Source organism: Ilumatobacteraceae bacterium, assembly GCA_033344875.1.
In the GTDB taxonomy this organism is placed as follows: domain Bacteria; phylum Actinomycetota; class Acidimicrobiia; order Acidimicrobiales; family Ilumatobacteraceae; genus Ilumatobacter.
The window spans coordinates 774,533-790,247 of sequence record JAWPMO010000001.1 but is presented as its reverse complement, the minus strand read 5'-3'; the positions used below and the strand labels follow the sequence as shown (position 1 = coordinate 790,247).

The window sequence follows — 15,715 nt, the reverse complement described above, 5'->3', positions numbered from 1 at the left end:
CGCTACATCATGCCCTTGGGTCGATCGGCATCAAGCAGGGGCATCTTCACGGATTCGTGATGGTCGGGCGTGTACCGTCCGACCATGGCTGCACACGACCTCGCCGACGCCGTCGCACACTGTCGCGCCGACGACGACATCGACCTCGACGACCACGACCCCCGCGAGACCTTCGGGTGGGAGAAAGACCAGGCCAAGGCCGATTTCGTCACGGAGATCGGTGAGGTCGCCGATCTCCAACGTCGCCTCTTCGCGGCCGAGGAGACCGCCGTGCTCGTCGTCCTCCAGGCGATGGACGCCGGCGGCAAGGACGGCACGATCCGGTCGGTGCTGACCGGTGTCAACCCCGCCGGGATCGACGTGAACTCGTTCGGCGTGCCCACCGAGGAGGAGCGAGCCCACGACTACCTGTGGCGGGTCCACCACCACACCCCGTCGAAGGGCATGATCGGCGTGTTCAACCGGAGCCACTACGAGGACGTCCTGGTCGTCCGGGTGAAGGAGCTGGTGCCCGAACGGGTCTGGAAGCGCCGGTACGACCACATCCGCAACTTCGAGCGGATGCTCGTCGACGAGGGCACCCATGTCGTGAAGATCTTCCTCAACGTTTCGAACGAGGAGCAGCGCGAACGCCTCCAGGACCGCGTCGACGATCCGGACGAGCGTTGGAAGTTCCGCAGCGGCGACCTCGACGACCGTGCACTCTGGGACGACTACCAGACCGCCTTCCGCGACGCGATCCGGGAAACCACGACCGACGACGCCCCCTGGTACGTGGTACCCGCCGACCGCAAGTGGGTGCGCAACCGCGTCGTGGCCGGCATCCTGCGTCATCACCTCGAAGCGATCGGACCGACGTATCCGGCGGCCGCCGACGAGGTCGCGGGTGTCGTCGTGGTGTGACCGACCGCCCTGCGATTGACCGGGTTCTCGACCGAACGTTTTGTACAGTCGCGTGATGCCCGTCGTCGTCCCGACCTCCCTCGCCGACGCCGTGGCCGCGGCCGCTGCCGCCCCCGAGGCGCTGTTCCTCGCCGGTGGCACCGACCTGATGGTCGAGGTGAACGAACGGCACCGCACGCTGCCGTGGGGAGACACCTCCGTGATCTCGCTCGGTCGGGTCCCGGAGCTCACCTCGTGGACCCTCGACCCCGAGACGCGGCGGCTCCGACTCGGTGCCGGCATCCGATGGGCCGAGATCGAACGTGACCCGCTGCAGTCGATGGTGCCGGCGCTCGCCGAAGCCGCGCGGACCGTCGGCAGCCCGCAGATCCGCAATGCCGGCACGATCGGCGGCAACCTCGCGACGTGCTCTCCCGCCGGGGACGGCCTCCCGGTCCTGGTCGCGCTCGACGCCGAGATCCACCTCGTCGCGTCCGGTGGGCGGCGTTCGATGCCCGTCGCGGAGTTCATGCTCGGCGTGAAGCGCACGGCCCTCGAGCCCGGCGAACTCATCGAGGCGATCACGGTCCCGGTCCTCGACGGCTGGCAGGGCTACAGCAAGGTCGGGGTTCGCAACGCGATGGTGATCGCCACCGCGAGCGCCTGCGTCGCGACCGACACGCCCGGCCGCACGGTCCGGATCGCGCTCGGATCGGTCGGGCCGACGATCGTGCGCTGCCACGACGCCGAACAGGTCGTCGGCGAGGCCGTCGACTGGGCGGGCGGCACGATCGACGTCGCCGCGGCCGACGAGGCCGGACGGCTCGCCGCCGCCGCCAGCCGTCCGATCGACGACCACCGGTCGACCGCGGACTACCGACGGCACGCGGTCGGCGTGATGGTCCGGCGACTCGTCCGGAGAGCCTTCCCGGGAGGAGCAGCATGAGCGAGATCTACACCCTGCACGTCAACGGCCAGGAGCGCGAGGTCCGCGATGCCTGGATCGGCGAGAACCTGCTCTACGTCCTCAGGGAGCGCCTGGGCCTGATGGCCGCCAAGGGTGCCTGTGAGCAGGGGGAATGTGGCTCGTGCTCGGTCCAAGTCGGCGGCGAACTCGTGTGCGCCTGCCTCGTCATGGCCGCAGCGGCGGTCGACGAGCCGATCGTGACCGTCGAGGGGCTGGGCGACGCGCCGACCGACGTCCAACGGGCCTTCGTCGACACCGGCGCCGTTCAGTGCGGGTTCTGCACGCCCGGCCTCATCATCGCCGCCCACCATCTGCTCGAACAGCACTCGGAGCCGACCGAGATGCAGATCCGGGAGGAGCTCTCCGGCAACGTGTGCCGGTGCACCGGGTACGGCCGGATCATCGAAGCCGTGCAACAGGTCGCGGTCACACGACGCGAGGGTGCACGATGAGCCTCACCGACGCCGCCACGTGGGCCGGCCACCTCGGGCTCGGCACGTCGCCGACCCGCCCCGACGGGATCGCCAAGGTGATGGGCACATTCGAGTTCTCGAGTGATCTCGGCGGCGACGGCGTGCTCTGGGGCGCCACCCTGCGATCACCGCACCCGCACGCGCGGATCATCCGGGTCGACCCGTCGGCCGCATGGCAGATCGACGGCGTCGAGACCGTCATCACCGCCGACGACGTGCCCGGCGTCATGCACTACGGGCTGATCGACCAGGACCAACCGGTCTTCGCTTCCGACGTCGTCCGATACGTGGGCGAACCCGTCGCCGCAGTGGCCGCCGATCATCCGGAGACGTGCCGTCGGGCACTCGAGGCGATCGTCGTCGAGTACGAACTCTTGGAACCGGTGCTCGATCCCGACGAGGTGATCGCCGGGCGTGCGCCGGCGATCCACCCCGCCGGCAACATGCTCCGCGAACAACGGGTCGAACACGGCGACGCGACCGCGACCGGTGCCGTCGTCGTCGAGGGCACCTACGACATCGGCATGCAGGACCAGGCGTTCCTGGGTCTCGAGGCAGCGCTCGCGATCCCCGACAGCGGGGGCGGAGGCGTCGAACTCCACGTCGCCACGCAGTGGCTGCACGAAGACCGCGGGCAGATCGCGGCGTGTCTCGGGTTGCCGGAAGAACAGGTCCGGCTCGTGCTCGGTGGTGTCGGCGGCGCGTTCGGTGCCCGCGAAGACATCTCCCTGCAAGTCCACACCTGCCTGCTCGCCCTCCGTCTCGGGCGCCCGGTGCGCATGCACTACACCCGAGCCGAGAGCTTCCTCGGTCACGTCCATCGGCATCCGGCGACCATCTGGATGCGGCACCACGCGACCGCCGATGGGGAGATCGTCAAGATCGAGGCTCGTTTCGTGTTCGACGGCGGCGCCTACTCGTCGACCTCGTCGGCCGTGCTGCTCAATGCGATCACGCACACGCAGGGCCCGTACCGCTGCCCGAATGCGGTCGTCGAGGGTTTCGCGGTTCGCACCAACCACCTGCCGTGCGGCGCCATGCGCGGGTTCGGCGTGGTGCAGGCCTGTTACGCGCACGAGTCGCAGATGGACAAGCTGGCCGCCGCAGCGGGCCTCGACCCGATCGAGGTGCGGTTGCGCAATGCGATGCGCACGGGCGACGTCATGATCACCGGGCAGGTGATGGACAGCGTGGCGCCGGTCGAGGAGTGCATCCGTGAGACGGTCGCTCTGCCGTTCCCCGACGAACCGGTCGGCGGACACGACGGCGACGTCATGCGACTGCCCGGTGGGGCGGGACGCACCGCCGATGCACAGCACGTGGTGCGCGGCATCGGCTACGGCGTGGCGATGAAGAACCTCATGTACTCCGAGGGGTTCGACGATTACGCCACCGCACGCTGTCGGCTCGTCGACGGCGTCGCCACCCTCAAGTTCGCCACGGCCGAGGTCGGGCAGGGGTTCGTCACGCTCGCGAGCCAGATCGCGCGAACCGTGCTCGGCGTCGACGAGGTCGTGCTCGATCGGATCGACACCGGCGTCGGTTCGGCAGGTTCGACGTCGGCGTCGCGTCAGACGTGGATGAGCGGGGGAGCGGTGCAGGCAGCCTGCGAAGCCGTTCGTCAACGGTTGTTCGAGCGCCTGGCCGACGAACACGGCCTCGACGCGTCGACCCTCGCGATCGACGGTCGCGACGTCGTCGAGACGACCGGGAGCTTCCGGATGCCGGTGGTCGACGCCACGAGCACCGGCGAACTCGACGAGACCGCCGTGTACCGTCACCGCGCCACCGAAGAACTCGACGAGCGTGGTCAGGGCAACTGTCACGTCGCGTTCGCGTTCGTCGCCCACCGGGCGGTGGTCGACGTCGACGTCGAGCTCGGGCTGGTCAAGGTGGTACAGGTCGCGACCGCCCAGGACATCGGGCGGGCGCTCAACCCGCTCTCGGTGACCGGCCAGATCGAGGGCGGCATCGCTCAGGGCCTTGGTCTCGCGGTGATGGAGGAGATCGTCCAGATCGACGGGGTGATCCGCAACGCGAGCTTCACCGACTACCTGTTGCCGACCATGCTCGACATGCCGCCGGTCGTGACGACGCTGATCGAGCAGTACGAGCCGCTGTCGCCGCTGGGCGCCAAGGGAGTCGGCGAGCCGCCGTGCATCTCGGTCACGCCGGCGATCGCCGCTGCGATCCGCGACGCCGTGCGTCAGGCCGGCCGCACCCACACCATCGATCGCGTGCCGGTCCGGCCGATCGACATCATCGGTTTGTGACCGCACCAGCACAGAGCCTGTAGCGTGCACGCACATGTCTGAAGAGCGTGAGATCTTGACGTGGGAACTGTTCGGAACGGCGTCGAGAGAGCTCGCGCAGATGGTCGCCGACGACGATTTCGAGCCCGACATGGTGCTCTCGATCGCACGGGGCGGCCTGCTCATCGGCGGAGCGATGGGGTACGCCCTGTCGGTCAAGAACACCTACACGATGAACGTCGAGTTCTACACCGGCGTCGACGAACGACTCGAGGTCCCGCGGATCCTGCCGCCGGCGCCTGACTTCGTCGACCTGCACGATGCGAAGATCCTCATCGTCGACGACGTCGCCGACACCGGTCACACGCTCAAGAGCGTCGACGACTTCTGCGAAGGCAAGGTCGGCGAGGTCCGCACCGCGGTGATCTACGAGAAGTCGCACTCGGTCGTCAAGTGTGACTACGTGTGGAAGCGCACCGACCTGTGGATCAACTTCCCGTGGTCGGATCAGCCGCCGGTCGCCAAGCGCGACTGGAGCGTCGCCGACGCCTGACGGTCAGGCGGTCACAGTCCGGCGGCCGCGAGGCGTTCGCGGAGCCGACGTGGCGGCACCAGGCCGACCAGTCGACCGTCTTGCCAGACGGTCACGATCGGCCGAGCGGGATTGATCTTGGGCAGGACCGACGCGAGGTCGTCGTCGGGACCGGCCTGCGCGGTGCGATCGAACGGCACCATCATCTGCGTGAGCATCACCCACGGCCGCTCGTCGGCGGGTACCGCCCACATGTCGTCCTCGAACGCCAGGCCCTGCGCGTTGCCCGCAGCGTCGGTGATCGTCACGGCGCCGGCCGAACCCAGTCGCCCCCGCTGCCACAGCATCGAGTCGGCGTCCATGTCCTCGCCGGCCTCCGCGAGGCCGAACCAGGTGAGGTCGCGGACCTTGGAACCGCTGAGGTGGCCGGCGATGGTCGCGGCGGCGATCTCGACGTGGGCGTTGACCGCGATGAACGCTCCGGTGATGATCAGCCAGATGCCGCTCTGCTCACGCATGATCAGGAAGAAGCCGAGGGCTGCGGTCGCCCAGCCGATCGCGATGCCGGCCCGCCCCGCCTCGCGCGCGGCACGATGACGATCTCCGTGCATCGCCCAGCGAACCGCCTTGACGATGCGGCCGCCGTCGAGCGGGGCACCCGGCAGGAGGTTGAACACCGACAGCAGCGCGTTGATCACGCCCAACCAGCCGAGGACGGCGACGTATCGGCTGCCGCTGTCGGCGCCACCGAGGAGGGTCCATGCCCCGAGGCTGCCGAGTGCGACGGCGATGCTGGCGATCGGGCCAGCCGCTGCGATCCAACCCTCGGCCTTGGCCGACGGTGATTCGCGGTCGAGACGGGCGACACCGCCGAGGGCCCAGAGCTGGATCGACTCGGTGCCGACGCCGAACCGCTGGGCCGTCAGAGCGTGGGCGAACTCGTGGACGAGGATCGACGCCATGAACGCGACGACCGCGATCGCACCGGGGAACAGGCCGATCTCCTGGGCCAGGCTGACGCCGAGCAGCATGGAGATCAGGCCGACGCTCCAGTGGACCTTGACCGAGATGCCCGACACGGTGCCGAGCTGCAACGAACCCGAGTTCATGTATCACACACTTTCCGACACCCAGGTGGTGTCGATGACTGCAACCACCGTCGGTGGCAGCATATTCCGGTATCTTCCCTGCTCATGAGCACCACGGTCGCAGATCTCCGCATCGATGGCGACCGTCTGCTGCGCCGGATCGAGGCCCTCGGCGAGATCGGGGCGGTGCTCGGCCCCGACGGCGAACGGGGATGCGCCAGGTTGGCGCTCACCGACGCCGACCGAGCGGGGCGCGACCTGGTCGTCACCTGGATGCGCGACCTCGGCCTGTCGGTCGAGATCGACCAGATCGGGAACGTGTTCGCCACGCTGGTGGGCGCCGACCCGGCGCTGGCGCCGGTCATGACGGGTTCGCACATCGACACCGTGCGGACCGGCGGACGGTTCGACGGCAACCTGGGCGTGCTCGCCGGGCTCGAGGTCGTCGAGACGTTGCTGTCCAACGGCGTGACGCTCGACCGGAGCATCACGGTGGCGTTCTTCACCGACGAGGAGGGCGCCCGCTTCGCTCCCGACATGCTCGGGAGCCTCGTCTACGTCGGTGGGCTCGGCATCGAGGACGCACTCGACATCCGGGCGACCGACGACGGTGCTCGACTCGGCGACGAGCTCGAACGGATCGGCTACGGCGGTTCGTTGCCGGTTCCGGCCGCCGACTTCCCGCACCGGTTCGTCGAACTCCACATCGAGCAGGGGCCCGTCCTCGAAGCTGCCGGGGTGACCATCGGCGTCGTCGAAGGTGTGCAGGGGATCTCGTGGACCGAGCTCACCATCTCGGGCCAGTCGGCGCATGCGGGCACCACCCCGATGCGGCTGCGTCACGATCCGCTCGTCGTCGCGGCCCGGGTGACGACGTTCGTGCGCGATCTCGCGACCGGGCTCGGCGGCGATCAGGTCGCCACGGTCGGCCGGCTCGACGTCCATCCCGACCTCGTCAACGTCGTCCCCTCGACCGTGACCATGACCATCGACCTGCGCAACACCGACGATGCGATCCTGCGCGACGCCGAGCGGCGCCTCGGCGAGTTCCTGTCGGCGGCGGCCGCCGACGAGGGCGTGACGGTCGAACATCGGTCGCTGGCGCGGTTCGCCCCGGTGTCGTTCGACGCCGACATGATCCGACTCGTCGAGACCACGGCGACGACGCTCGGCTACAGCACCCGCCGGATGAGCAGCGGTGCCGGCCACGACGCGCAGATGCTGTCGCGCGTGTGTCCGACCTCGATGATCTTCACGCCGAGCGTCGGCGGCTTGAGCCACAACATCGCCGAGTTCACCGAGCCCGACGACCTGGTCGCCGGTGCGAACGTGCTGCTACAGGTGATGGTGCACCACGCGGATCTGGGTTCGGCCGGCTCCGACGTCTAGCGTCGACGCGATGGACGCAGATGTCATCGTCGTCGGTGGTGGACACAACGGGTTGATCTGCGCTGCGTACCTCGCTCGCGCCGGCGTCGACACGCTGCTGGTCGAGGCCCGCTCCGACGTCGGCGGGTGTGCTTCGACGGTGACCGATCTCGAGGCGCGGTTCAACATCTGCAACTGCGACCACACGATGGTGCGCGGGATGCCGGTCGCCGACGAGCTCGACCTCGCCTCGTACGGCCTGCGCTACGTCGAATCGCAGATCAGCGGTATCCACCGATTCCACGACGGCGCTGCGCCCTGGGTGTTCCTGCACGACGTCGATGCGCAGCTCGACGCGCTCGCGGCCTCGTATCCCGAACAGGTGCCGGGCTACCGCCGCTACCTCGACGACGCCCTGCCCGTCGCCGAGCTCGCACTCGAGATGGCCCGGACGACGCCGTCGCTGCCCCGGATGCTCGGCGTCGTCGGCGCCAAGCGCGGCGCGGGTGCCGCTCGCCTCCTGAAGTGGAGCCGGTCGAGCGTCTCCGACGTGATGGGGCAGTACTTCGACGACTGGCACATCACGATGCCGGGGGTCAGCAGCGGGCCGACCGTGTGGGGTGTACCGCCCACGACGCCGGGCACCGGCATGGCGGCGGCGATCTACGCGACCCGCCACCTGATCAAGACCGGCCGACCGGCCGGCGGCAGCGGTGCCCTGACCGACGCGGTCCGGGCGAGCTTCGAGGCGGCCGGTGGTCGCGTCCGCTGCGACAGCATGGTCGAGCGGCTGCTCGTCCGCGACGGCGCGGTCGCCGGCGTGCGACTCACCGACGGCACCGAGCTGCACGCCTCGCGGATCGTCGCGGCGTGCGACCCGCAGCGGGTCTTCGTCGACTGGCTCGACACGGTGCCGGCGGCGGCTCGACGGCTGGTCGACCGGTACCGGTCGATGCCCGTCCACGAAGGCTACGAATCGAAGGTCGACGCCGTGCTCGACGGGTTGCCGCGCTACCGCGATGCGCCGGTCGTCGATGCGCTCGTCCCCGGCGCCGACGACCTCGCGCCCACCACGGTGATCTCGCCCAGCCCTGCCGAGCTGGCCGAGGCCCACGAGCTCCGCGAACAGGGTCGGGTCGCCACGCGACCGACGTTCCTGGTCAACGTGCCGACCGTGCTCGATCCCGACATGCAGCCGAAGCCCGGCCAGCACGTGCTCAGCCTCGAGGTGCTCTTCACGCCCTACTCCCTCCGGGGTGGGTGGCCCGACTCCGACGAGCCGCAACGCTGGCTCGATGTGCTCGACGGCTTCATGGAACCCGGCACCCTCACTGTCGATCGCTGGCGTGCGATGACCCCCGACCGGTACGAGGCCGAGTTCCAGATGCACCGGGGCCACACGCCCTCGTACTCCGGACCGCCGCTGTCGGCACTCGTCGGTCGGCACCGCGAGGCGACGCGCTACCGCACGGCGATCGACGGGTTGTACCTGTCCGGCGCCGGGACGTTCCCCGGCGCGGGCGTGTTCGGCGCCTCCGGGCGCAACAGCGCCGACGCGGTCATCACCGACCTGAGCGGATCACGGTTCGGTGCCACCGCGGTCCGCCGGTCGCTCCAGAACGTTCGGCGCTGAGCCGACGACGGCCACCATCCGTCAGTCGTCGAGCGACTCGACGAGCGGGATGGTCGAGCGGTCGGTGTCGGGCCCGACGATGTAGTTGCCCGCAATGACGCTCTGCACCGCCTCCGACTCGTCGAAGTGCACGCCGACCGGGTCGAGTCCGTCGGCCATGCGCGCCAGCTGTTCTTTGAACTGGCGCCGCACGATCGACACACCACGATCGCTCGACGAGAGGTGCTCCTCGCTGTGCAACGTGATCGGGCCCTGGCCCGTCTGTGTCTCGTAGTCGCCGGGGAAGCGCTGATGCTCCTCCTCGGTGAGATCGAACCAACTCCGGTTGCCGTCGTACACCGGCAGCCCCTGCGGCGGGCGATCCTTCGGTTTGCGGACCATCGCGTACACCCGGGTGTTGGTGGCGTCGATCGGGAGCGCCCACGACATGTTGTTCGTCTTGCCGAGCACCGTGAGCGTCGGCGTGGGGATGACGCGGATCGTCGGCACACGGACCTCGGTGACCCGGTGCAGGGTGGTGCCGTCCGCGAGCTGGCGGTCCTGCGTCGCCGTGACGCCGATGTCGCTGCGTTGGAACGCGATGCTCGGCCAGATCTCGAGCTGCGGGTCGAACTGGTGCCCGCTGATCGCGTTGTGGAGGATGAACACGTGGTACGGGTCCATGGCGTTCTCGTGCGTCTGGAACCAGTTGCACGGTGCGTCGGATGGGCCGCCGAATGCGAAGTGGTCGATGATCACGATGTCCTCGGTCTCCTCGTCGAGGTCCTCGAAGATGTCGTAGCGCGGGAACACCGGCTGCTTCTCGGCCGGGCCGAGGTAGGCGAAGATCAACCCGTGGTACTCCTGCACGGGGTACCACGGCTGCCGGTACGACGCCTTGTTGCGGCCCCGGTCGGGTTCGCACGGCTGGTCGAGACATCGGCCGTCGGCGGCGAACAGCCAGCCGTGGTACGGACAGCGGATTCCCTCGTCTTCCACCCGCCCGTAGTAGAGCGTCGTGCCTCGGTGGCAGCAGCGGGGGAGCATCAGACCGGGCGTCCCCGTCAGGCTGCGGTACAGCACCAGATCCTCGCCGAGTACCCGGATGTTGCGGGGGATCGACGTGGCCTCCTCCGAGCGGGCGACGGGGTGCCAGTAGCGCCGGAGGAGCTCACCGGCTGGGGTGCCGGCGTCGACCTCGACGAGATCGGGATCCGCGGTGCCCGCCTGGAATCCGTAGGCCCGTCCGTCGTCGATCGTCGTCATGGTCCCATGATCGCACCCACGTGGCCCCGGACGCGATTCGGGGGCCCGGCGCCGGGCGCCGAACCCCCGAAGGCGTTCACGGAGTCGTCAGGTCGATGACCTGACGACTCAGAATCCGATCGACTCGTCCACGAACTCGTTCGTGAACATGTCGGCCGCGACCAGGTCGTCGGGCACGTCGACGCCGGCGAGGCGGGCGTCGTCGATGACCTTCTGGACTCGGGCCTCGTCGATGTTGCCGACGATGTCGTCAGGGCCGTTGCCGTGGAGACCGAGCTCGGTCATCGTCTCGACGGCGTAGGCGGCGACGCCCTCGTCGTAGACCCAGAACGAGTCGAACGTGGCGACGGCGTCGATGATGATCGCGTTGGCCCGCTCAGGAGCGTTCGCGAAGTCGACGACGGCCTGCTGGACGATCGGCACGAACAACTCGAGACACGGGGCGAGCGCCTCGACGTCGGCCGGCTTGACGGCCAGCGTCTGCGAGTACGACTGGTAGCCGGCATCGTGCAGGAGCTGGTACTTCGGCGCCTTGCCGTACTCCTCGAACACGTTCTCGTAGTTGTACGGCTCGGCCGATGCGAACCCCTGCTGAGCGATGTTGCCCTCGGCGATGAACCGTGCCGGCGAGCCATCGTACGACGGATCGACCTGCGACTCGTCCCAGATGCCGGCGGCCACGAAGTACGGCGCAAAGCCGCCGCCGCCGAACACGTTGATCGTCATGCCGGCTTCGCCGACGTCGGCGATCGTGTCGACGTCCGGCCACTCGTCGGCATCCCACATGATGATCTGCGGGTTGATCTCGAGCGGGGCGAGGACGGTCACCATCGGCAGGTCGGCCCACGCTGCCGCCTGCGCGTCGAACGACGAGTAGGCGAGGTGGATCGAGTCGTCGGTGTAGGCGTTGACGCGCGGCGAGTTGAAGCCGATCGCCGGACCACCGGTGCGGACCTCGATCTCGACGCCGGTGTCGACGCCGGAGGCCATCAGCGGCCCGGTGACGGTCATGAGTTCCGCATTGATCTCGTAGCCCTCGCCGACCATCTCGTAGAGCGAGCCGTGCTCGGCCTCGGGGAACCAGTCGGTCTGGATCACGATCGGCGACGGGCACACGCCCGACAGGTCGACCCCCGCTGCGTCTTCGGACATGTCGCCCGAATCCTCGGACATGTCACCGGAGTCCTCGGACATGTCGCCCGAATCCTCGGACATGTCGCCCGAATCTTCGGACATGTCGCCCGAGTCCTCGGACATGTCGCCCGAATCTTCGGTCATGTCGCCCGAATCTTCGGTCATGTCGCCGGAGTCGGCGGTCTCCTCGGCGGTCGGGGTGTCACCCGAGTCGGCGGGCGTGTCGTCGTCGTCGCCGCCGCACGCGGCGACGACGAGTCCGAGCGCCATGACGCCGGCCACGAGCCGGATACTTCTGCGCTGTTTCATGGTGGTGGTTCTCCCCCTGATGGTTCAGGTGTTTGTTGGTGTTGAGACTGTGGAGCGACGGTCAGTCGGAGCCGGCCTCGTGCCACTTGCCGATCGAGAAGGTCTGCAACCAACCGAAGAACAAGAACACGGCGACGCCGAGCGCGGACGACAGGATCACCGCGGCGAGGAGCTCCTCGCCCTGGAGGTTGTTGGCGTACTTCTTGAGCAGCTGGCCGATGCCGACCTCACCGCGACCGAGGAAGAAGTCGCCGACGATCGCACCGATCACCGACAGGCCGGCCGAGATCCGCAAGCCGGCGAAGATCGCCGGCATGGCGGCCGGGAACATGAGCTTGCGCAGGCGGGTCAATCGACTCGCGTGGTGGAGCGTGAAGAGATCGTGCATCCCGCGCTCGGCCGACTGGAGCCCGAACAACGTGTTCACGATGATCGGGAAGATCGAGATGATCACGCACACGATGACGCGGGAGTTCAGGTACGAGACGATCGGGTAGTCCCAGATCGGCTCGCCCGAGCCCCACCAGAACTGGATCAGCGGGATGATCGCGAGGATCGGGATCGCCTGCAGCATCACGAGATACGGGAACATCGCCCGCTCGGCGATCTTGGCCTGGCTCATGATGGTCGCGAGCAGGAACCCGAGCACGATCGAGATCGCGAGCCCGATGATCGCGATGCGGGTGCTCGACCAGAGTCCGCTGAGCATCTCGGACAGGTTCTCCCACTCGAGGAAACCGACCTGCACCACCTGATGCGGTGGGCGGAGCAGAAAGCGACGACTCGCATCGAGCAGCCCGTACGACACGAGGTACCATCCGCCGAGCACGGCGATGCCCATGACGATCGGCGGCAGGATCGACGCTACAGCGTTGGCGCTCCGTGACCGTTTGAGACGAGGCGTGGCAGAACTCGGTGTCCCGCCGATCGACGCGATGACATCGTGGTCGGTGTTCGGGGCGACCTGTGTGTTCTGATCGACATCGCTCATGAGTGGGAACCTCGCAACTCGTGGGAGACCTCGCCGCTCAGCTTCGCGAACTCCGGGTCGAACCGGAGGTCGGGCGAGCGGGGATAGTCGAACGGAACTTCGAACTCGGCGACGATCCGGCCGGGCCGTGCGGACATGACGAGCACCCGTGTCGACATGAACACGGCCTCACTGATCGAGTGGGTGATGAACAGGCCGGCGAACCCCTCGCGCTGGAACAGCTGCTGGGTCTCTTCGTTGAGGTGCTCGCGGGTGATCTCGTCGACCGCGCCGAACGGCTCGTCGAACAGGAAGATCGGCGGTCGGAGCGTGAGGGTGCGCGCCAGCGATGCCCGCATCTTCATGCCGCCCGACAACGACTTGGGGTAGTGGTTCTGGAATCCGTCGAGGCCGACCATCTGGATCGCGTCCTCGGCGACGCGAGCTCGCTCGTCCTCCGGCACGTCGTGCAGTTCGGCCAGGAGCTCGACGTTGCCCTTGACGGTGCGCCACGGCAGCAGGGTCGCGTCCTGGAACACGTAACCGAGCCGGTCACGGTCGACGATCACCTGTCCGGCGGTCGGGTCGAGCAGGCCGGACGCGATCTTCAGCAACGTCGACTTGCCACACCCGGACGGTCCGACGACCGTCACGAACTCACCCTTGCGGATGGTGAACGAGACATCCCGGACGGCCTCGGTGCCGTCCGGAAAAATCATTCCGATGTGTTCGAATGTGAGTGATTCTGTTCCGCGTGCCGTAGGGGCGGCCGACATGTGTTCCTCCAGCTCCGGACCTGCGTCCGGCAGACCAACTGCTCGGCGACACCGTAGCCGGTGACGCCGACCGGGGAGCAGCCCGCCTCGCCGTGCCAGGAGGTTTCACGAGCACGAAACAAACGAGCCCAGCGAGGATCTCACGTCGCCCACGAGGGCGACCACGACTCGAACCTGCCGACCGGGACCAGATGCGACACGACCCCGGCGCCCTCGCGCCAATGATGCAGCACAACGCCGGTGGGCTCGGTCGTGTACCCGACCGGTCCGCCGTCGAGACCGAGCGCGAGACTGCCGGCCGTGCTCGGGCACGTGATCGAGATCGTGCCCGCGTACCTCCGCTGCAGCGAGCGGTGCAGGTGCCCCGACACCACCGCTTCGACGTGCCGATGCCGGCCGATCACCACCGCCTCGCGGTCGCCGGCGCCGACTCCGCAGGCCTGGTCCATCGCCACGACACCGCTGCTGACCGGCGGATGGTGCTGGGCGACGATCGTCGGACGGTCGGGCTCGCGGCCGAGTTCGACGTCGAGCCACCGGAGCTGACGGTCGGAGAGGTCACCGTCGTGACGACCCGGGATCGTCGTGTCGAGCGCCACGATCCGAACCGGCCCGGACTCGTGGACGAGGTCGATCGGATCGTCGGCCCCGCCGGGTGGCAGCACCTCGGAGAAGCGAGTTCGGAGCTCCTGCCGATCGTCGTGGTTGCCGGGAATCGGCAGCAGCGGTATCTCGAGACCACCGAGCAGCTCGAGCAGATGGTCGTACTGCGACGGTGTCCCGTCGTTGACGAGGTCGCCCGTCAGCAACACCAGATCGGGAGCGATCGGCAGACCGCGGATCGTCTCGATCGCCAGGCGGAGGCCCTCGGCGCTGTCGGTCCGCTCGGCGAACAGTTCGCCGGGATCGACGATGTGACAGTCGGAGATCTGCGCGATCAGCATCGCGACACTGTAGGAACCGGCCCCTACTCTGACGGACATGGTGATCGAGTTCCTCACGTTCCAGGTCCCGCCCGACGAACTCGAGAGTTGGCTCGACGTCGAGGAGCGCCACTGGTCACGCTTCCTCGAGCGTCAGGACGGGTTCGTCAAGAAGGAGATGTGGCGGACTGCCGATGCGCCGACGTCGGTTCACGCCGTCATCTGGTGGGAATCGATGCAGCAGTGGCAGGCGATCCCGCAGCGCGATCTCGACGCCGTCATCGAGGCGATGGGTCCACACGAGCGGCACGCCGAGTGCGTGGCGTACGACGTCATCCGATCGAACTGATCACACGCCGAGCAGGACCTGAGCCGCTCGCTCGACCAGCGGAACCGGGTCGGTCCCGTCCTCGGCGAGTTCGACCAGGTTGATGCCGATCGCCGCCGGCGCGTGCAGACGGGCGGCAGCGGCCAGCGATACGGCCGCAGCGTCCCACGTCATCTCCTTCGCGTCGTCGGGCCGATCGACCGCCGACTGGTAGACGGCGAGATCGGTCCCGCCGGCGTCGGACGCTCCTTCGATGATCGTCTCGAGCTCGCGAGGGGTGCAGCCCGAGAGGAACAGCCCGTCCGCGAGGCGTGCCGTGAGCCGGACCAGCTGCGGTCCTCTGGCACCGATCCAGATCGGCACCGATCGTGCCGGCGACGCGTGCGCCGGGGGTTCGTAGCGATCGGTCGCCGTATGCGAGTGCACCGCTCGAACCGTCTCGATCGCGTCGCGCAACGTCCCCACCGGCCGGTCGGCCTCGATCCCGAACGGCGCCAGGGACAGCTGTCCACCCACCCCCAGCCCCAGCACCGCGCGCCCGTGGCTCAGCTCGTCGATCGTGGCGATCGACGCCGCGATCGCTCCCGGATGCCGCAGTAGCGGCGAGGTGATGCCGGTGGCCAGCCGGATGCGGCTCGTCCGCACGGCGCCGGCCGCCAACACCACGAAGGGATCACGCGCCACACCTTCGTCGGCGATCCACACCTCATCGAGACCGAGTTCCTCCGCGGCGACGACGGCATCGACCAACGCCTCGGCCGAGGTGCCGGGGAACATCCAGACCCCGCGCCGGGGTGAGGCGGTGGTGGCAGCATCTGGAGGCACGTGCTCCAGT

At 68.5% G+C, this 15,715-nt stretch carries 15 protein-coding genes; 8 read left to right on the top strand and 7 right to left on the bottom strand.

Annotated features, from left to right (window positions below):
- Window positions 1–84 precede the first annotated feature (84 nt).
- The 5 genes from R8G01_03770 to R8G01_03750 are packed head-to-tail and all read left to right on the top strand — an operon-like array spanning window position 85 to window position 5,127.
- Window positions 85–903: a polyphosphate kinase 2 family protein gene (locus R8G01_03770; protein MDW3213089.1), complete on the top strand. Its 819-nt coding sequence runs from the start codon at window positions 85–87 to the stop codon at window positions 901–903.
- Between the two features lie 55 nt (window positions 904–958).
- Window positions 959–1,828 (top strand): FAD binding domain-containing protein, encoded by an 870-nt coding sequence (locus R8G01_03765; GenBank protein ID MDW3213088.1) that lies wholly within the window; start codon window positions 959–961, stop codon window positions 1,826–1,828.
- Window positions 1,825–2,301 carry a (2Fe-2S)-binding protein gene (locus R8G01_03760; protein ID MDW3213087.1) on the top strand — a complete coding sequence of 159 codons (477 nt, stop codon included), beginning with the start codon at window positions 1,825–1,827 and terminating at the stop codon, window positions 2,299–2,301. The genes R8G01_03765 and R8G01_03760 overlap by 4 nt, the downstream gene beginning before the upstream one ends.
- Complete coding sequence (gene pucD / locus R8G01_03755) at window positions 2,298–4,595, top strand: xanthine dehydrogenase subunit D (protein MDW3213086.1); 2,298 nt, start codon at window positions 2,298–2,300, stop codon at window positions 4,593–4,595. Before R8G01_03760 ends, pucD begins: the two co-directional genes overlap by 4 nt.
- A gap of 34 nt (window positions 4,596–4,629) precedes the next feature.
- The gene (locus R8G01_03750; GenBank protein MDW3213085.1) at window positions 4,630–5,127 is read left to right on the top strand and encodes a phosphoribosyltransferase; all 498 of its coding nucleotides are present in this window, start codon (window positions 4,630–4,632) and stop codon (window positions 5,125–5,127) included.
- Window positions 5,128–5,138: 11 nt separating this feature from the next.
- Here R8G01_03750 and R8G01_03745 read toward each other — a convergent pair whose 3' ends face one another.
- Entirely contained in the window at window positions 5,139–6,215 is a 1,077-nt protein-coding gene (locus tag R8G01_03745) for a site-2 protease family protein (protein ID MDW3213084.1), read from the bottom strand.
- Between the two features lie 84 nt (window positions 6,216–6,299).
- On the opposite strand from R8G01_03745, the gene R8G01_03740 reads away from it, so the two are divergent.
- Both R8G01_03740 and R8G01_03735 read left to right on the top strand, forming a co-directional pair.
- Window positions 6,300–7,583 (top strand): Zn-dependent hydrolase, encoded by a 1,284-nt coding sequence (locus R8G01_03740; GenBank protein MDW3213083.1) that lies wholly within the window; start codon window positions 6,300–6,302, stop codon window positions 7,581–7,583.
- A 10-nt stretch (window positions 7,584–7,593) separates the two neighbouring features.
- Window positions 7,594–9,195 (top strand): NAD(P)/FAD-dependent oxidoreductase, encoded by a 1,602-nt coding sequence (locus R8G01_03735; GenBank protein MDW3213082.1) that lies wholly within the window; start codon window positions 7,594–7,596, stop codon window positions 9,193–9,195.
- Between the two features lie 21 nt (window positions 9,196–9,216).
- On the opposite strand, the gene R8G01_03730 is transcribed toward R8G01_03735, so the two are convergent.
- The 5 genes from R8G01_03730 to R8G01_03710 all read right to left on the bottom strand — a co-directional run bounded on the left by R8G01_03730 (window position 9,217) and on the right by R8G01_03710 (window position 14,573).
- Window positions 9,217–10,440 carry a Rieske 2Fe-2S domain-containing protein gene (locus R8G01_03730; protein MDW3213081.1) on the bottom strand — a complete coding sequence of 408 codons (1,224 nt, stop codon included), beginning with the start codon at window positions 10,438–10,440 and terminating at the stop codon, window positions 9,217–9,219.
- Window positions 10,441–10,548: 108 nt separating this feature from the next.
- Window positions 10,549–11,883: a hypothetical protein gene (locus tag R8G01_03725; GenBank protein ID MDW3213080.1), complete on the bottom strand. Its 1,335-nt coding sequence runs from the start codon at window positions 11,881–11,883 to the stop codon at window positions 10,549–10,551.
- Between the two features lie 61 nt (window positions 11,884–11,944).
- Window positions 11,945–12,874, bottom strand: coding sequence for an ABC transporter permease subunit (locus R8G01_03720; GenBank protein ID MDW3213079.1), 930 nt, complete (start codon window positions 12,872–12,874; stop codon window positions 11,945–11,947).
- Window positions 12,871–13,572 carry an ABC transporter ATP-binding protein gene (locus R8G01_03715; GenBank protein MDW3213078.1) on the bottom strand — a complete coding sequence of 234 codons (702 nt, stop codon included), beginning with the start codon at window positions 13,570–13,572 and terminating at the stop codon, window positions 12,871–12,873. The genes R8G01_03720 and R8G01_03715 overlap by 4 nt, the downstream gene beginning before the upstream one ends.
- Window positions 13,573–13,769: 197 nt before the next feature.
- The gene (locus R8G01_03710) at window positions 13,770–14,573 is read right to left on the bottom strand and encodes a phosphodiesterase (GenBank protein MDW3213077.1); all 804 of its coding nucleotides are present in this window, start codon (window positions 14,571–14,573) and stop codon (window positions 13,770–13,772) included.
- 37 nt (window positions 14,574–14,610) lie between these two features.
- Here R8G01_03710 and R8G01_03705 point away from each other — a divergent pair, with 37 nt between their 5' ends.
- Window positions 14,611–14,901, top strand: a complete 291-nt coding sequence (locus tag R8G01_03705; protein MDW3213076.1) for a TIGR03792 family protein — start codon at window positions 14,611–14,613, stop codon at window positions 14,899–14,901.
- Here the strand turns inward: R8G01_03705 and R8G01_03700 are convergent, their stop codons facing one another.
- Complete coding sequence (locus R8G01_03700; protein ID MDW3213075.1) at window positions 14,902–15,705, bottom strand: LLM class flavin-dependent oxidoreductase; 804 nt, start codon at window positions 15,703–15,705, stop codon at window positions 14,902–14,904.
- Window positions 15,706–15,715: the final 10 nt, after the last annotated feature.